Source organism: Rhodospirillaceae bacterium (assembly GCA_040219235.1).
In the GTDB taxonomy this organism is placed as follows: Bacteria; Pseudomonadota; Alphaproteobacteria; order Rhodospirillales; family Rhodospirillaceae; genus WLXB01.
Genome location: JAVJSV010000012.1, coordinates 742,839 through 760,313, shown reverse-complemented (window position 1 = coordinate 760,313; position 17,475 = coordinate 742,839). Strand labels below are relative to the sequence as shown.

At 54.7% G+C, this 17,475-nt stretch carries 17 protein-coding genes; 11 read left to right on the top strand and 6 right to left on the bottom strand.

The genetic code is table 11. From position 1 onward, the window contains the following. Positions 1–158 precede the first annotated feature (158 nt). The 3 genes from RIC29_13745 to RIC29_13735 all read left to right on the top strand — a co-directional run bounded on the left by RIC29_13745 (position 159) and on the right by RIC29_13735 (position 2,427). Entirely contained in the window at positions 159–1,004 is an 846-nt protein-coding gene (locus RIC29_13745) for an alpha/beta hydrolase (GenBank protein MEQ8735983.1), read from the top strand. Between the two features lie 87 nt (positions 1,005–1,091). Beyond that, complete coding sequence (locus RIC29_13740; protein ID MEQ8735982.1) at positions 1,092–1,535, top strand: thioesterase family protein; 444 nt, start codon at positions 1,092–1,094, stop codon at positions 1,533–1,535. A 19-nt stretch (positions 1,536–1,554) separates the two neighbouring features. Continuing rightward, entirely contained in the window at positions 1,555–2,427 is an 873-nt protein-coding gene (locus RIC29_13735) for an isocitrate lyase/phosphoenolpyruvate mutase family protein (GenBank protein ID MEQ8735981.1), read from the top strand. A gap of 46 nt (positions 2,428–2,473) precedes the next feature. Here the strand turns inward: RIC29_13735 and RIC29_13730 are convergent, their stop codons facing one another. Beyond that, a complete protein-coding gene (locus RIC29_13730) occupies positions 2,474–3,700 on the bottom strand; it encodes a hypothetical protein (GenBank protein MEQ8735980.1) in 1,227 nt (408 codons plus the stop codon). Positions 3,701–4,023: 323 nt separating this feature from the next. On the opposite strand from RIC29_13730, the gene RIC29_13725 reads away from it, so the two are divergent. Then, positions 4,024–5,220: a hypothetical protein gene (locus RIC29_13725; GenBank protein MEQ8735979.1), complete on the top strand. Its 1,197-nt coding sequence runs from the start codon at positions 4,024–4,026 to the stop codon at positions 5,218–5,220. A gap of 111 nt (positions 5,221–5,331) precedes the next feature. Continuing rightward, a complete protein-coding gene (locus tag RIC29_13720; GenBank protein ID MEQ8735978.1) occupies positions 5,332–6,573 on the top strand; it encodes an acyl-CoA dehydrogenase family protein in 1,242 nt (413 codons plus the stop codon). Positions 6,574–6,587: 14 nt separating this feature from the next. Here the strand turns inward: RIC29_13720 and RIC29_13715 are convergent, their stop codons facing one another. Further along, on the bottom strand, positions 6,588–7,151 hold the full coding sequence (locus RIC29_13715) for a gamma-glutamylcyclotransferase (protein MEQ8735977.1): 564 nt from the start codon (positions 7,149–7,151) through the stop codon (positions 6,588–6,590). Between the two features lie 53 nt (positions 7,152–7,204). Here RIC29_13715 and RIC29_13710 point away from each other — a divergent pair, with 53 nt between their 5' ends. Beyond that, positions 7,205–8,242 (top strand): DUF2125 domain-containing protein, encoded by a 1,038-nt coding sequence (locus tag RIC29_13710; protein MEQ8735976.1) that lies wholly within the window; start codon positions 7,205–7,207, stop codon positions 8,240–8,242. A gap of 20 nt (positions 8,243–8,262) precedes the next feature. On the opposite strand, the gene RIC29_13705 is transcribed toward RIC29_13710, so the two are convergent. The 3 genes from RIC29_13705 to hisC are packed head-to-tail and all read right to left on the bottom strand — an operon-like array spanning position 8,263 to position 10,929. Next, positions 8,263–8,925, bottom strand: a complete 663-nt coding sequence (locus RIC29_13705) for a glutathione S-transferase family protein (GenBank protein ID MEQ8735975.1) — start codon at positions 8,923–8,925, stop codon at positions 8,263–8,265. A gap of 11 nt (positions 8,926–8,936) precedes the next feature. Then, a complete protein-coding gene (locus RIC29_13700; GenBank protein ID MEQ8735974.1) occupies positions 8,937–9,836 on the bottom strand; it encodes a prephenate/arogenate dehydrogenase family protein in 900 nt (299 codons plus the stop codon). Further along, entirely contained in the window at positions 9,829–10,929 is a 1,101-nt protein-coding gene (gene hisC / locus RIC29_13695; GenBank protein MEQ8735973.1) for a histidinol-phosphate transaminase, read from the bottom strand. The genes RIC29_13700 and hisC overlap by 8 nt, the downstream gene beginning before the upstream one ends. A 227-nt stretch (positions 10,930–11,156) precedes the next feature. Here hisC and RIC29_13690 point away from each other — a divergent pair, with 227 nt between their 5' ends. Next, positions 11,157–12,278 carry a homoserine O-acetyltransferase gene (locus RIC29_13690; protein MEQ8735972.1) on the top strand — a complete coding sequence of 374 codons (1,122 nt, stop codon included), beginning with the start codon at positions 11,157–11,159 and terminating at the stop codon, positions 12,276–12,278. Next, on the top strand, positions 12,275–12,922 hold the full coding sequence (metW, locus tag RIC29_13685; protein MEQ8735971.1) for a methionine biosynthesis protein MetW: 648 nt from the start codon (positions 12,275–12,277) through the stop codon (positions 12,920–12,922). Before RIC29_13690 ends, metW begins: the two co-directional genes overlap by 4 nt. Here metW and RIC29_13680 read toward each other — a convergent pair. After that, positions 12,919–13,725, bottom strand: a complete 807-nt coding sequence (locus tag RIC29_13680) for a methyltransferase domain-containing protein (protein MEQ8735970.1) — start codon at positions 13,723–13,725, stop codon at positions 12,919–12,921. The genes metW and RIC29_13680 overlap by 4 nt on opposite strands. 265 nt (positions 13,726–13,990) lie before the next feature. Between RIC29_13680 and RIC29_13675 the strand changes: the two genes are divergently transcribed. From RIC29_13675 to RIC29_13665, 3 genes are all read left to right on the top strand, one after another. After that, positions 13,991–14,782, top strand: coding sequence for a type II secretion system protein (locus RIC29_13675; protein ID MEQ8735969.1), 792 nt, complete (start codon positions 13,991–13,993; stop codon positions 14,780–14,782). Positions 14,783–14,938: 156 nt separating this feature from the next. After that, positions 14,939–16,147 (top strand): transglycosylase SLT domain-containing protein, encoded by a 1,209-nt coding sequence (locus tag RIC29_13670; protein ID MEQ8735968.1) that lies wholly within the window; start codon positions 14,939–14,941, stop codon positions 16,145–16,147. A gap of 148 nt (positions 16,148–16,295) precedes the next feature. Further along, positions 16,296–17,435, top strand: a complete 1,140-nt coding sequence (locus RIC29_13665; protein ID MEQ8735967.1) for a type IV pilus twitching motility protein PilT — start codon at positions 16,296–16,298, stop codon at positions 17,433–17,435. Positions 17,436–17,475 lie beyond the last annotated feature (40 nt).

The following is a 17,475-nucleotide window of genomic DNA, read 5'->3' as shown; positions in this document are numbered from 1 at the left end:
TTAAAGTTCAGGTCAAAGACAGCGACGTGAACCCTCAGTAAACCGCGCGACCTCACCAACCATAAACGCCAAAATCTGGGATGTGGTTGCAAAAAAACTCTGTCTCAGCGAATAAGAAGGGGAGCTTCAAGACTTGCCTTCATATTGGAGAGACATTCATGACCACACACAAAACCGGGCTTTCCCGTCGCGCCGTTGCTGGAGGACTGGGCATTGCTGCCGCGGCATTGGCCACAAACTCCGCTATTGCTGCGACAAAAGATAATGACAGCACACGGAAGTCTTTTGTGCTGGTCCACGGCACCTGGCATGGGGGGTGGGAGTGGCGCGATGTGCGCCGCAATCTCACCGCACGTGGTCATGAAGTGTTTGCGCCATCCTGCACCGGCTGCGGCGACCGCAAACATTTGATGAGCCCAGACGTTGGCCTGGACACTCACGTCACAGACATTGCCAACATCATTGAGTACGAAGAACTACAGGACGTAATCCTGGTGGGGCATTCCTTTGCGGGCCTAACCATAACTGGGGTTGCTGATCGGATGAGAGGCCGGATCAAACGTCTTGTGTTTCTGGATGCTTTGGTGCCCTATGGCGATCGCATCAGTGGCGTCAGCCGCAAAGAAGACGGCTCCCTTCCCGACTATTGGATCAAACGCCAGGAAAAATTCATCGACGGGTATCAGATGGATTTTTTTGAAGATTATCCGATGGAGATGGTTGTGCCTGCCGACGACGAAGAAAACATCGCCTGGTTGAAACGCAGAATCACAACCCACCCCGCGCGCCAATGGTCAGACACGCTAGAACTTAAGAACGGCGGCTGGGAGGGTCTCCCGCGCACCTATCTCCACTGCGTCGGGCAAATTTATAGTCCAACCTCGATGAATATGGTGGGACCCGCCAAGGATGATCCGGAATGGGATTATCGCGCCATGCCCTGGCATCGTAACGCGATGATGACAAATGCGGACGAAGTCGCAGATGTTTTGGCGGAGATGTAGTCCGGTCCTTTAGAAACACGACCTTGCTCGTGGGAGATGCGCCGGTTATACGATGCGGGCGTTTCTCCCAGTGCAGGATACAGACTAATGACTCAACGCGGCGAAGCCCGTTCCAGCTACAAACATTTTTTGAAGATTCCCACACGCTGGAAAGACAATGACGTCTATCAACACGTCAACAACGTGGTCTATTACTCCTTCTTTGACACAGTCATTAATGAGTATCTGATCCGCGAAGGTGGCTTGGATTACGAGAACGGCGACATCGTTGGATTAGCGATTGAGACCCACTGCGCCTTTCATAAACCCATTCAGTTTCCGCAAGTGATTGATGCAGGCTTGCGCGTTGGCAAACTCGGCAATTCGTCTGTGCGTTATGAGGTTGGTCTGTTCGTCGAAGGCGATGAAGACTGTGCTGCCAACGGGCACTTCGTGCATGTGTTTGTCTCTCGCCCTGAAAATAAACCTACCCCTATCCCGCCAAAACTGAGAGCGTGTATGGAACGCCTCGTCACAGAAGCTTCTTCGTGACGCCAACAGGAGACACACCATGAGCCTGCCCCAACGCAAAAAACTGCGCGACTTAATGGCGGCCCCCGGCATGATTGTTGCCCCGGGCGCTGGCACCCCCTTGGACCTGAGATTGATTGAGCAGGCGGGATTCGACGTTGGCTACATGACCGGCTATGGCAATGCCTGCGTCCGTTATGGCGTGCCTGATGTCGGCCTGATTGGCTACGGTGAGCTAGAAGACACGGTGCGCGCCATGCGCCAGGTGACCGAGATTCCCTTAATTGTCGATTGTGACACCGGCTACGGCGACATTGCCAATGTCAAACGCACGGTCGAAGGCATGGAATCCCTCGGCGTGGCTGGCGTTCAGCTGGAAGATCAAATCTGGCCAAAGAAATGCGGCCATATGGCTGGTAAATTTGTTGAGTCCCGCGACGTCGCCGAGCGCAAGATCAAAGCCGCCGTCGCCGCCCGGACGGACCCGGATTTGTTGATTATCGCGCGCACTGATTCCCGTGGCCCACACGGCATGGATGAGGCCATGGACCGGGCTAAGATGTTCATGGATGCCGGGGCCGATATGATTTTCTTTGACGGTCCCAAGTCCCTCGAAGAATTGCATCAGATTTGCGACGCCGGTATTGGCCCGCAAATGGCCAATATGAGTGAAACCGGCCTGACTCCTATTCTCTCGGCCAAGGAACTTGAAGACATCGGTTTCAAGCTGACCATCTGGCCGTCCACCACATCGCGCATTGCCGTGCGTCAGGTGTCTGAGTTTTTAGCGCACCTAAAAGAAACTGGCGATTCCCGGCCTTGGCTCGATAAAATGGCATCACTGGAAGAAACCAACACAAAGCTGGGCTTGAATGATGTCAAAGCGTTCGAGGATGACGTAACTGGCGGTTAATGGAAAACGAATTATGAATTAGCTGCAAGCAATTCTTGATTTGACACTATTCAAAGTAACGGATTGCTTTCGCCTGAATCCGCTTTAGGTGCTTAGATACAGGGCTGTGGTTAGCATATCCTAACTCAGTAGCGGCTTCGCTAAGGTTCGCGCTGCTTCTTGTTAGGCACACAACGACCTCTCTTTCTTTAGGATTCAGAACGCTAAAGAAATCGTTGAACATTAGGTTATCGGAAAACTCCGAAAAAGGCCCAACAACTTGATCTGCGTAATCAAGCTCTACGAACTTGACGGATATCTTGTTCCGCTTTCGGTACAGTTTTCTTTCGAAATCTTCCTTGGCATATGACCAGTTATCTGAAAAGTCTTCTTCAACTCGGTTGGATTTAATACATTCCATCAAGTTTCTTAACTGGCCATTCTGGTCAGCCAACTCGACCAGTTCCTTAACAACTGAAGAAGCTTCGTCTTCACCCATCCATATGCTTCCACCTTTGCGGGGTCGCTCAGGTATAACGTCAGGCTCAACTGCAAGTCTAATCTTGAGGTCGGACAGCATTGATTTGTCGTTGTCTTCTTCAAACTCGGTGAGTTCGTGCAAATTAAGTCTATTTTGAATAACGGAAGTCGCAAATGGCAACCAATAGTCCAGGCTGTGTGCCAACAGTTTGATGGGCTCATTCTTTTCAAACGCCTTTAATTTTGATCCTGAAATAAGATGGGGCCATATTCGACTTGCAAAAGCCTCAGACAGCTTCGTCTGATAATCATCTGGAAGTAGCCCTTCTATGCGTTCAGTAAAGGCTGGAAACGCGGGCCAAACATTTCTTCTGATTGCCGGCAAACCGTTTGCATCGAGTGTTTTATATGGAATCATTGAATATAGCGGGAGATAAGCGTCAAAGCGCTTTGGTGAGTCTACAAGGAGATAAACGTTTTGACCTTGGACCCTGCTCAGGGATGGGACGATATCATGGACACTATCTTCTTCTTGATCAGGCCCAAACATTTCATGCCGAAACTGCCCGGCTTCCCAAGCAATATTCCATTTAGCAATCGCCCCGAGCAATCTCAGCCGGTGATCTGAAGCACCATCTAATTGAACACTACTAAATGGGATATAAAGAAACCGGGGTAATTGCGGTTTTTCCGGAATCGGTAGAAACCTGTAGAAGAATCTTGCAGAAAAATTGGTAAGCTCCGGGTAACGCCAAGATTCTAATTCTTCTCCCTTAGCAATTAGGGTCTCATCTGAGTATATTTCATCGCACATAAAATCTCCTCTAAATGTCGTTCTATTTTAGTAACGACAAAAGTGGGGAAAATTGTTCCGGCCAAATGATTTCTAATATCTGTACTTTTGATGTCACATTCGACGAGTAGCAGATTTTAACAATTCGATGGCCAAAACTGGGAAGATCACGCGGATGACCTGACCCACCTCAGCCAAGCTCACGAAACACAGACCAAGGACTGAGAACGGTTGCTCTGGGAGCGTTCCGTCTCAAGATACACGCTCACAGACCGGACTTTCCTTGCCTCACTCCCAATCCCCGGTAAAGTTAACATAACAGATCACCTTTTGGAGACAGGGGCATGGCAGCCGACGGCAGCGCAGCATCAGCAGTCACGGAACAAGACCTGATCCGCCGTGCCCGAGACCTTGGACCCGCGCTGGCGGAGCGCCGCGCAAAAACCTACGACTTGCGCCGCCTGCCTGACGAGACAGTCGCAGACCTGGTGGGGGCGGGTTTGCTCAAAGCCTGTCAGCCAGCCCGGGCCGGTGGGTATGAGTTGCCGTTCGGCGCCCAGACCTCAGCTGGCGCTGAAATCGGCAAGTATTGCGGGTCGTCAGCGTGGATCGTCTCGGTGTGCGGCACCCACCATTGGATGCTGGGAAAATTCGCCCCGGAGGCCCAGGACGACGTGTGGGGCACAACCCCGGACGCCATATCGGCGTCGGCTTTTGCCTCCATGTATCAAACCACCGAAAAGGTTGAAGGTGGGTTTAAGATTTCTGGGCGCTGGATGTTTTCCAGCGGCATTCATGCCTGTGACTGGGTGATTGTGGTTGGGCGGATTCCCCGCGAAGATGGACCGCCCGAGGCATGGTTCATGCTGGTGCCGAAAAGCGATTATAAAATCCAAGACAACTGGCGGACCTTTGGACTGCGCGGCACGGGCAGCAATGACCTGATTATTGAAAACGCCTTTGTGCCCGAACATCGGGTGATTGGACACGCCGAGATCAACCAACTGGACACACCCGGCACCGCCAATAATCCACACAGCGTTTATCGCATGCCCCTTCAAGGTGCGATCAACTACTGTGTATCGGCCCCGGCCCTTGGGCTGGCAGAGGGCGCTTTGATGTCTTTCTCAGAAGCTATGGGGGCCAGGACAGACGTTTTTGCAAAAAAGATTGCCGAGAATGCGACGCTGCAAGTGCGCACCTCGGAGTCAGCCGCCGAAATCGACTGCGCGCGATTGCTGTATGAAAACGACATCGCACGGATACGGCAATCCTTGAATGGCGGCCCACCCCTTGAACTGGAAGATCTTGCGCGCTTGAAACGCAATGCGTCTTACGTTGGGCAACTTTCCAAGCGCGCCACCACGCGACTGGCTGAAGCCATGGGCGCGCGCGGCCTCGATGAAGATAATTTTGTGCACAGAGCCAACGCGGATATCGGCGCGGCCTGCTCACATATCTCCATGGTGTGGGATACCTGCGCCCGGCCCTATGGCATGGCCAAGCTTGGCGTATTAACCGAATTTCTATTAGGGCCTTAGCGAACGTCTGGATCGCCAAGTGTTGCTCTGCCCCTAGAATCCCGGTAAATCCGGGCACATACAAAAAGAAGATAACGAATAGACGTCATTCAAAAACAAGGAGCCGCAAACATGGCCCCCGACACCCACGTTCAAGATCGCATCGAGATGGCTACACCTGAAGAACTGGTTGCCCGCGCCGCCGCGCTCGGACCAAAAATCTTCGAACGCCGCTTTGATGCCGCGAAAAAGCGTTCTGTTCCTAACGACACCATCGCGGAATTGGTCGACTCAAAAGTCTTGCGGGCCTGCATGCCAAAACGCTTTGGCGGCTACGAACTGCCTTTCGGCGCACACACAGATGTGGCCTTGGAACTGGCCAAACATTGTGGCTCAACCGGTTGGGTCTCTGGCATTATTGGCAGCCACAACTGGTGGCTCGGAAAATACGAACCGGATGCCCAAGCAGAAGTGTGGGAAGACAACCCCGACGCGCTGGTAGGCGCGGCGTTTGCATCTAAACCGGGCTCCAAGGGCACGCCAAAAGACGGCGGCGACGTTTTAATTTCTGGTACCTGGATGTGGTGTTCCGGCGTGGATCATTGTGATTGGGTATCGTTGATGACCCCCGTGTTCAACGGCGACGGCCCGCCAGACATGGCCATGGTGCTGCTGGAAAAAGGCCAGTACACAATTGATGACGTTTGGTACTCACCCGGCATGCGGGCCACCGGGTCTAACAACGTGATTGTCCAAGACGTGCTGGTCCCGGCGCACCGCGTGACCCGCGTTGCCGAACTGAACACCAAGGACTCACCGGGCTGCAAACTAAACACCAGCGCGGTCTACAAACTGCCGATGCTGGACGTGTTTGGATATTCGGTCGCCATTCCAACGCTAGGATGCGCCATAAGTACACTCGATCACTTCGTGAACGGCATGCGCGAGCGCGCTGCACTGGACAACTCCAAGGTCGCGGAATTTCAAAGCCTGCAACTGCGCGCGGCCGAATCTTCAGCCGAAGTTGATGCCGCGTATTCTATCTACCGCCGTGATCTCGAGCATATGTGGGCGGCAGCTGAAGAAGACCGCAACCTCAAACCCGATGAATTGTTAAAGTTCAAACGCAACGGCGCTTTTGTCGCAACACTCTCAAAGCGCGCTGCCACACGTGTGATTGAAGCCATGGGCGCGGGCGGCATGACCGACAGCAACCCGGCGCATACAGCTTTCTCAGACACGCTGGCCGGTGCCGCGCACCGGGCGCTGGCCTGGGACATCAACGGTACACTTTGGGGTAAGGAATTGTTTGGCTTGAATGACGGCAAAACGGATCTAGAACGCCGCACAGAAGCCGCTAAGAAGAAGGCTTAGAGCCTGAAGATCGCCTAGAGAGGCTCAAGCGCTTGGGCCTGACGAAGCAAGTCTACAAGGCCCGGGTCTGCAATCTCCAACAGTTCAAGCTGTTCCACGATGTTGGAGAGGTACTCGATACTGCGGCCTTCTGAGCCTGTTCCCTGGAGCAAGTACGCAATCTTTTCGGTCACGGACCAATGCCCGGCAAACTGATCATGGTTGGTGTCGGCCACATACACCCGTGCCGAAACCGAACGCCCGTCTAACAGATCAACATCAAGATGCTGCGTTAAGTATACATCCGTCACCAGCTCACGCTCGTCCAGATACGCCACGACCTGTTCCACATCATCCGGGCTAATTTTATAGGCTCGGCCTAAACATTCACCACCGGGGGTCAGACCGCTGACAAGACCAGGGACATCCGGCGTGCCCCGATAGTGGATCGACTGGATGCACATATCCCGCCGCCAGCCGTTCAGCCGGGCCGGGACCATCTCCGCAAAAGGAAAGCCCGGTCGCCACATCAGCGAGCCATAGCCAAACACCCAATAGTCAGCGTTAGAATTATTTAATGGCGTTTGTTTACATGTCATGCAGTGGTTTTAGCGCCACAATTCCGCCCGTCAACCATGCTAGTTTAACGACCATGTTCAAAAGCACCTCAAAGTCACTGATCACCCTCATAATTGCCGTTCTGATAATCGGCAGCCTAGGGTATGGCGCGCTTTGGGCGTCACTCGCCATTGGGGTCCGCGCACTGAGTACGGAGTGGGTTGAGGCGCAGCGGAAAGCTGGCTGGGCGATCTTCATGCAAGAACCGCGGCTCAATGGGTTTCCGCGATGGCCAGAAGTGATCATTGAGAATTTAAGTGTAACCGCACCCCTTAAGAACGGCGGCTGGACCTGGGTCGCAAGCCCCCTCACCGTTACACCCTCTGCCCTGGATTTAACCCGTGTACAGATTAAAGCCTCGGGCCAGCACAGGCTGACATCTCCCGTATTGCCAACGGCGCCTTGGGTATTGAATACCGTCAACACCGAGATGGTGTTGGACGTCGATACGGCGGGTCGGCTGCAACGCGGCGATATCTTATTTCAGGACGCAGAATTTCTTGATCCCAAGGGTCTCCCCATTGTGGGCGCAGATCGGCTGGCCCTGTCTTTAGGGTTAAGCGAGAACAATAATGCAGACATCACCATGGCGTTCTCTGGATCTGGCCGCGACATCCGCATGGCCATCAATGCACCGCCATTTGCGCGCACCATAAAAGCCGCCCAATTTGAAGCAGACTTGGTCGGCAACATACAGCCGGGACGCCTTCAAGGTGCCATTGAGGCGTGGCGTACCAATGGTGGTGCCCTTGAAGTGCGGCGCGTGTTTTTAGACTGGCCACCGCTGACCATCGCCGGTGATGGCACCTTGGCCCTCGATGAGAATCTGCAGCCGATCGCCGCCTTTTCCACACGCATTACCGGGTTTGGAGAAACGCTCACCGCGATGCAACAGCAAGGAATGTTAGACCGGAATCAGGCGGCCTCAGCCCTCATGGTGCTCAACCTGCTCTCATCAAATTCAAGCAACAGCGGCAGAGCCGAGATCAGCCTGCCACTTTCGGTGCAAGATCAAAGGCTTTCCATTGGACCGTTTGACATGATGACTCTGCCGCGCCTGACGTGGCAGTAAAAACAAAGTCACCTTGCGCTCTAATCAGGCGGGCCGTACGCATCAATCACCCAGGGCTCATCTGCGGCTTCTGCCACCCATTTCTGCATGGCCGGGAGATTAAAAATAGAAGCTGAATAGGCACGAGATGTTTCATCCATATCCACGGCATAAGTTTTAAACCGCGACACCACTGGCGCATACATGGCGTCGGCAATGGTGAAATCACCGAACAGGAAATCACCGCCCTGCCCGAACCGGTCGCGGGCATCGCGCCAGAGGTCTTGAACACGTTGCACGTCCTTCGCCACATCCTCAGCCCACACGCGGGCATCATAAGATTTACCTAGGTTCATTGGCATGGCTTTGCGCAAAGCCCCAAAGCCTGAATGCATTTCAGCGGCAATCGTGCGGGCGTGCGCCTTGGCATGGGGATCCGTCGGCCACCAGGGTTTGTCGTAAAACGCATCGGCCAGATAATCGAGGATCGCCAGCGATTCCCATACGGTGATGCCGCCATGATGCAGCACCGGCACTTTGCCCGCCGGTGAGTGTTTGCGAATTTCAGCAGACGTCGCCTCCTGATGGAGCGGAATGACGACCTCCTCAAACTCCAACCCAAAGTGAGTCATGGCCAACCAGGGCCGTAACGACCAGGACGAATAGGTTTTGTTGGCAATGACAAGGGTCAGGTCTGTCGCCATGGTCAAGACTCCTACTCCGCTTGTTTGGCATCGATGATGCCACGGCGTATTTTGCGGGTGCGCTCAAACAGGTCTTCGAGAACATCACCTTCCCCGCGGCGGATGGCCCGTTGTAAGGCGGTCAGGTCTTCTGAAAAGCGCTGTAAAACGTCCAGCGTGGCTTCTTTGTTGTTGAGGAAAATATCACGCCACATCACCGGATCAGAGGCCGCAATACGGGTGAAATCACGGAAGCCAGAGGCGGAGTATTTAACCACCTCCTGGCGCAAGTCGTCTTCCAAATCCGTGGCCGTCCCGACAATGGTGTAGGCAATCAAATGCGGCAGATGGGAGGTGATGGCCAGGACACGGTCATGATGCGACGGCGTCATATTATCAACCATCGCCCCCATAGCCGTCCAAAGGTCTGTAACCTTAAGCAGCGCTGCGGCATTCGTATGCTCCGTCGGCGTTAAGATCGTCCAACGACCATCGAACAACTCTGGAAACCCGGCTTCGGGACCTGACTGCTCTGTCCCTGCGATGGGATGGCCCGGCACAAACAGCGCAGGCTCGGGAAGGTGCGCATAGACCGCATCAACAACAGCCTGCTTGACCGAACCCACATCGGTGACAATCGCCCCCGGTTTCAGCGCTGGCGCGATGGCCTTGGCAATCGCGCCATAACTCCCGATCGGGGTGGCCAATACAACCAGATCAGCCCCCTCGACGGCAAGCGCCGGATCCTCAAACGCCTGAGAGACCAAACCAAGATCAATCGCAGCTTTTCGGGTCGCTTCGGACCGCGCGCACCCCACAAACGCCTTGGCCAGACCGTCCGCCGCCATGCGACGGATCATGCTGGACCCAATCAGACCAATGCCAATAAAGGCGGCTTTTTCAAACAGTGCGTCTGTTTTGAGATCAGTCATCGTGGCCTCCCATAAAGCGGGTCAAGGCCGACAGAACGGCATCAACTTCTTCGTTCGTGCCCAGGGTAATGCGCAGATGATCTGGCAGACCGTAATTCTCGACTCGGCGCACGATAATGCCCTGGCCCTGCAAAAAGGCATCCGCCTCTGCAGCGGTTTTACCGGGCACATGCGGGAATTTAGGCAGCACGAAGTTGCCGGATTCACCTGTGATATCCAAGCCCAGCCCGCGCAAACGCTGCACGGCAACCCCCATCATTTTCGTATTGTGCTGCTGAGCCTGCAGGGTGTGATCAACATCGCGCATAGCTGCTGCCGCCGCCGCGAGCGCCGCGCCGTTGATGTTAAACGGACTGCGTATGCGCTCCAGCGCTTCAATAATTGACCGGGCCGCAAAGGCCCAGCCAACACGCAAGTTCGCCAAACCGTATATTTTAGAAAACGTGCGCGTCATCACCGTGTTTTCTGTCTGCTCAGCCAGAGCGCGCCCGCCGTCATACTTAGCGGGGTCCATAAACTCGGCGTAGGCGCCATCAATCACCAGCACGATATCTTCCCGCAACGACTCTCTGAGACGTGCGATTTCAGATGACGGCAAAACGGTTCCAGTCGGGTTGTTGGGATTGGCGAGAAAGACAATGCGGGTCGCCCCCGCCACCGCATCCAAGATGGCATCCACATCGGCTGTCAGGTCGGTCTCAGGCACCACCACCGGCGTCGCTCCCACACTGCGCGTGTAGATGTCGTACATCAGGAAGCCGTGTTCGGTATGAATGACCTCATCACCCGGACCCGCATAAGCGCGGCACACTAACCCCAGGAGTTCGTCGGACCCTGCACCGCAAATCAACCGGTCTGCGGACAACGCATGCACATCGGAAATCGCCGTTTTAAGATCGTTGGCATGGCCATCCGGGTAGCGCGTCAATTTAGACGCCACCGCTTCATAGGCAATGAGCGCGGCAGGGCTTGGCCCCAGCGCGCATTCGTTCGACGACAGTTTAATCACCCGATCACGCCCCGAGAGGCTCGACTTGCCGCCCTCATAGAGCGGAATGTCCATGAGTCCGGCGCGGGGCTGAGGAAGCGCCATGATGCCTAATCCGTTTCAAAGGTGGCCAAAAAACGGCTCAGTCTTAGTTGCATGACCATGTGAAATCAAAGGGAAATCAAAGAAAACATTGACAGAGCAGTCGCTTAAGGCTGTTTTGCCTGTTTCAGCAACACATCCGCGACACATAACATGCACCATTGGATACCTGACTCGTGATTGGTAAAGACACCGCCCAAGCTGGCTCAGAAGATATTCTGGCTCCCAGGATGACCCTGGAAGGCCCGCTTGTGCTGCAATCTGGCGTCTCTCTGGCACCGGTCCAAATCGCATACCAGACCTACGGCACATTAAATGCTGACAAGTCGAACGCCATTCTGATTTGTCACGCCTTGACCGGTGATCAATTTGTATCCGGCATCAACCCGTTAAGCGGACGCCCGGGCTGGTGGAGCCATTTGGTGGGCCCTGGCCTGGTGATTGACACAGACCGCTATTTTGTCGTGGCGACCAATGTGCTGGGGGGGTGCTTAGGGTCAACCGGCCCGAAAGAGATCAATCCGGACACTGGGCGGCCCTATGGGCTGCGGTTCCCCGTCATCACCATTCGCGACATGGTCCAGGCCCAAGCCCGGCTGCTGGATCAACTGGGTGTCGGGAAAATATTCTGCGTGATCGGCGGCTCCATGGGCGCATTGCAAACCCTGGAATGGGCACACCGATTCCCGGAGCGCGTTGTGTCCGCTATTCCCATTGCCGGGTCTTACAGACATTCCGCCCAAAACATCGCGTTCGACGAAGTGGGGCGGCAAGCCATTATGGCCGACCCGGATTGGCGGCAAGGTAATTACCTGGAGGAAGGCACAACACCACACCGGGGCCTGGCTGTTGCCCGGATGGCGGCGCACATCACCTATCTGTCGGAACCCGCGTTGCAGAGAAAGTTTGGCCGCAGGCTTCAGGACCGAGAAAAGTTAACCTATGGCTTTGACGCTGACTTTCAGGTGGAGAGCTATCTGCGGCACCAGGGTTCGACCTTTGTGGACCGGTTTGATGCCAATTCCTATCTCTATATTACACGCGCGATGGATTACTTCGATCTGGCCGAAGAAAATGACGGCAATCTGGCCAATGCGTTTAAAGAGACCCCGGTGCGCTTCTGCGTCATGTCGATCAGCTCGGATTGGCTGTTCCCCACATCAGAGAGCCGCGAGATTGTGCATGCCTTAAATGCCAACGCGGCGAAGGTCAGTTTTGTCGAAGTTGAGTCTGACAAAGGGCATGATGCCTTTCTGCTGGATGAACCAGAACTGCATGCCACCCTGCAAGGCTTTTTGGATGGCGCCGCGCGCTCAGTGGGTTTGGATGAAGTTGAGGACGCAGGTTCATGACCGACTCCCAAACACAAAACACCTCGCAAAAAAATGTGCCACAGAACATTCGCATTGACCTGCAATTGGTGGCGGACCAAATCAAACCCGGCAGCCGTGTGCTGGATGTGGGCTGCGGCGATGGCATGCTGCTGTCATACTTGCGCAAAACCAAAGAGGTGGATGGACGCGGCCTGGAGTTATCTATGGCCCGCGTGACCGGGGCCGTACGCCAGGGCTTAGCCGTGGTCCAGGGGGATTTGGAAACAGATCTGAAACACTACCCCGCCGATGCGTTTGATTACGTGATCTTAAGTCAGACCTTGCAGGCCACCCGCAATCCCAAAGAAGTGCTGGAAGCGCTCTTGCGGTTGGGCACCCACGCCGTGGTGTCTTTTCCTAATTTTGGCCATTGGCGGGTGAGACTGGCCCTCCTGCTTAAGGGACGCATGCCGAACACGCCCACATTGCCGGAAACCTGGTACGACACCGACAATATTCACCTCTGCACCATCAAAGATTTTCTGGCGTTGGTGAAAGACTTAGGGATGACCATTGAAGCCGGGTTTGCGCTGGACGGCCAAGGCAAGCGGCAAAGCTTTGACGCCACGGGTCCGATGGCCAACTTACTGAGCGAGCAGGCCATTTTTGTTTTGCGCCGCTAAGTAAAACCGCCGTCACGCGTGATCGATTGGTTCAACACCCTTTGAGAACGCGAAACTTTAGAACGAGAGGCCGCCCCTGCTGGAGACGCGCCGCTGGGCACCAGAATGTAATCACGCAACCTGCGGGCGCCAGCCGCTTCGGTGGGCGCTGCGTAAATCTGCTTTGTGGCTTCGACAATATTTACGCCGGCAATGGTTGGAAACAAGCGGCGGCCAATACGCTCGACCCCCAAAGTCCAAGACGTAAACAGCGGCCACCACACCGGTGGGAAAAACAGCGCCGTGGTTTTGACAACCGGCGCAAACAAGGCATCACGCAAGGTGCGGCTGAGTTGAGTCATCGAATACGGCCGGCCATGGGCAAAGGGAGAGCGCTCGATGCGCGCCCACAAGCCGCGCCGATTGGGCACGATAACCAAGAGTTTTCCGCCATCGGCCAGAACCCGCCAACATTCGCGTAGCAAATCGCGAAAATGCGCGCTGCCCTCAAGGGCATGCACCAACACAATGCGATCAAACATGCGATCCGGAAACGGCAGTGCGTCATCATCCGCCAGCGTGACCCGCCCAGGGCCCTGAACCGGCCAGTGCATAACCCCTTGGGACGGGGGCATGACGGCGACCACGCGCTCGGCTTCCTCATCAAATTGCGACAAAACGGGCGTGGCAAAACCAATACCGAGCACACGCTGCCCGGTAACATCGGGCCATATATCGCGCACACGCCGCCGCAGCACGCGGCGGGCCAGACGACCCAACGGCGCAGCGTAAAAGTCTCTCAGATCAACGACATCGATCCACATAAGCGCTTATTAGCACAGGCAGGCCCGTGCGCCTCATTGTTCCGCAGATACCCGCGCAGAATCAGTGCTCAAAGCCCCTAAGCATATGCTAATCCTTGCGTGAAGGAGCTGAATCGACGAAACTGCGGTTTGAATTTAAACGAAATTAACGTTTCAGCCGTTAGATATTATAAGAACGACGGACATTCTCGCGTTAGGTGCGGAATGTGGGGGCTGCGGGGGTTTTGTATAGTAGCATCCCGCGCGACGACAAGGGGAACTGGACATGGCGTCCAAAGGATATTTGGCTCAAATGCGGGGATTTACCCTGATTGAAATTTCCATCGTGCTGGTGGTGATTGGGTTGCTGCTGTCCGGCGGATTGGTGGCACTTGGGCCGGTGCTGCAGAACGCAAAACGGACTGAAACCGAAAACACACTCACAAAAGTCGAAGACGCAATACTTCTGTATACAATTCAACATAGCTGTCTACCCTGCCCTGCTGATGGTTCTCTTGTAACTGGCAGCGGGAATGACGGTCGCTCGGAAACAAATACAGGTGCATTTTACATCAGTCAGTGCTCCGACGATGCTGGTGGAGCATCATGTCGAGCTGATAGCGGCCAGAACGTCGTTCCTTGGGTTACCCTCGGATTGTCAGAAGCAGACGCTATAGATGCTTGGGGTAATAGGCTCTATTACGGGGTTACAACTGGTCTTGATCTCGCCGATAGTATGGATCGATCCGGCACAACCTATCCAGCTGGCACACTTGATGTTGGTAACATTGCAGATGCATCAGACCCATCAGACAATGTAACAGGCGTAGCTGCCTACGTTTTATTTAGTTTTGGCCAAGATGGCAGCGATGCTAGGGCTTCTCAAAGCGGTGCCTTGCGCACAGATCGCTATAACTCTGCCGATCAAGACGAAAATTCAGACGGAGCAACAGATGGTTTCGTTCAAGACAGTCCTGTAGACATTGATGGAAACACTTACTTTGACGATATTTTGCGTTGGAAATCTGCGCCGATTATCGTTCAACAATGCGGTTCAGGCGTATGCGGGAACCCCTGATATTCATCCGGCTTGAGAGCCTATCCCCCTCAGCCTTTCCCTTGCCTTCTGCCTCATTTGGCGGCACTCTAGGGCCTAGATTTTGGGGCATTTAGGCTCGGTGAGAGATTCCAACATAGGGATCCACAACGCCTGAGCTGACGGGGGACAGCCTGCATGGGCAAGCGCGTTTTATCACGTAAAATCAATATGCTAGCGGCACTTGCCGGGGCCGCAACCTGCGCCTTGGCCGCCGTGTCGGCAGCGCCGGTGGCGGCGCAATCCATGGGTTCGGCTGGGGGCTCAGCAGCAGATGCGGCGGTGTGCCAACGCTATGTGCAAGCCAATGAACGCCTGCAACGCATTCCACAGGGCTTACTGGCTGCGATTTCCCTGGTTGAATCTGGCCGCGGTGTTGGTCAAAACGGAACCCGCGTCGCCTGGCCATGGACCATTAATGCCGCAGGCGAAGGGCAATATTTTGACAGCAAGGAAGAAGCCGTTGCCGCAACGCGGGCCTTGATTGAAGACGGCCTGCGCAGCATCGACGTGGGCTGTATGCAGGTGAATCTGCGCTACCACCCGGACGCCTTTGCTTCCCTCGAAGATGCTTTTGAACCAGCCAGTAATGTCGCCTACGGCGCGTCTTACCTGCGTCAGTTGCATCGCCTGCAAGGATCCTGGCCGAAAGCCGTCGAGCGCTATCACAGCTCGGAAGACGGACGCCGGGCCGATTATCGCGACAAAGTTCTGACCACCTGGCGCGACGATGCCCGCCGCCTGATCATGAATGCGGTTTTGGCGGAAGACACAGACACGCCTTACCACCGCGCAGTTAAGGATTTTGCAGCCGGACGCTACCCGGAAGCGCTGAAAAAATACCAGGCGATCTTAAAAGATAAAGAAAATGACCGCTTGGCCTTGCTCGGCATTGCCATGACCAGCGAACGCCTGGGGCGGATGCCAGAATCGGAAGCGGCGTATGATCAATTTCTGATCAACGAGCCAGAAAACGCGGCCATTTTAACACGGGTGCTGGAGTCAACCGCTGCCATGCCCATCGGTGATGCAACAGCCCGTCTGGAACTCTTGGCGAATTCCGGTGTTGATCAGCCTGCGGTGCTGGCCATGCTGGCCGACCTAAAAGGCAAGATGGGACAAGACGACTCAGCCTTATCCTACATGGGGGCCGCCATTCAGCGCGCACCGGACATTGCCTTGTATCACCTCAACGCTGGCGTTTTGGCTGACCGCCTGAACAGGCCAACACAGGCCGTCGCTTATTATGGTGAATTCATCCGGCTGTTTGAGCTTCAGCCGATCTTTATTGAAACGTCAGTGGACGGCGTGCGGGCACGGGCGCGGTATTTACGCGCCCAAATGTAGGCCATCCATACAGACGTAACCGAACCAACATCGTGATCCGCCACAACGTGTTTTTGCAGATAACTGGTGGCGCACCTAAGTAGTGATACATCTAGCTGGCACTTGATTTAAAAGACACCATTAAGAAGACACCAAGGGGAGCCCTTCCATGGAAATTACTGAACTCCTGGCCTTTGCCCAGAAAAACAAAGCTTCTGACCTGCATTTGGTCTCCGCAAAACAACCTATGGTGCGCATTGACGGCGGGCTTAAGCCGATCAAAACCGGCGAGCTCGACCCTGACACCGTTAAAAACATGCTGTACTCGATCATGACCGAGGAGCAGCGCTCGGACTTTGAGTCAGAAAAAGAAATCGATTTTGCCATTGCCTATGGTGAAGAATCCCGGTTTCGCGTCAACGCTTACAACACAACAACCGGAGCAGCGGCGGCGTTTCGCGAGATCCCAACAAAAATTCCGTCTTTGGAAGACTTGAACGCCCCGGAAATCTTTAAGCGTTTCGCAGAAACCGAACGCGGCATGGTGCTGGTGACCGGACCAACGGGCTCAGGCAAATCAACCACCATGGCCGCCATGATTGATTACATGAATGCCAATACGGACCGGCATATTCTGACCATCGAAGATCCGGTTGAGTTCGTTCATTCCTCGAAGAATGCCTTGATCAACCACCGTGAAGTCGGACGCCATACAAACTCTTTCGCACGGGCGCTTAAAAGCGCACTGCGTGAGGATCCTGACGTCATCCTTGTGGGCGAAATGCGCGACCATGAAACCATTTCTCTAGCCCTGACAGCCGCTGAGACCGGCCACCTTGTGATGGGCACGCTGCATACCAGTTCAGCCGCAAAGACGGTCGATAGAATTATCGACGTGTTCCCCGCCGGTGAGCAAGGGATGGTGCGGGCGATGATCGCCGGATCACTCCAGGCTGTGATCAGCCAAGTGCTGCTGAAGAAAAAAGGTGGCGGTCGTGTGGCTGCGCACGAGATTATGGTTGGCACCTCGGCTGTACGAAACCTGATCCGTGAAGCGAAGATTCCCCAGATTTATTCAATGATTCAAGTGGGGCAACGCTATGGCATGCAGACCATGGATGAAGCGTTGAAGCAATTGACAGAGCAAGGGATAATTGGCGAAGAGGATGCCGCTGATGTTGTTGCTATGACGAGCGATGACGACGCTGATGCTTTAGCTGTACAACCAGCAGCACCGAAGCCCGCAGCGCCCGCAACGCCCCCCCCTGCCGCTGAAGCCGCACCGAAAAAATCTAAATCATTTTTCTAAGACGGAACTTCTAATTCACAATTTTCGGAGAAAGCACCCC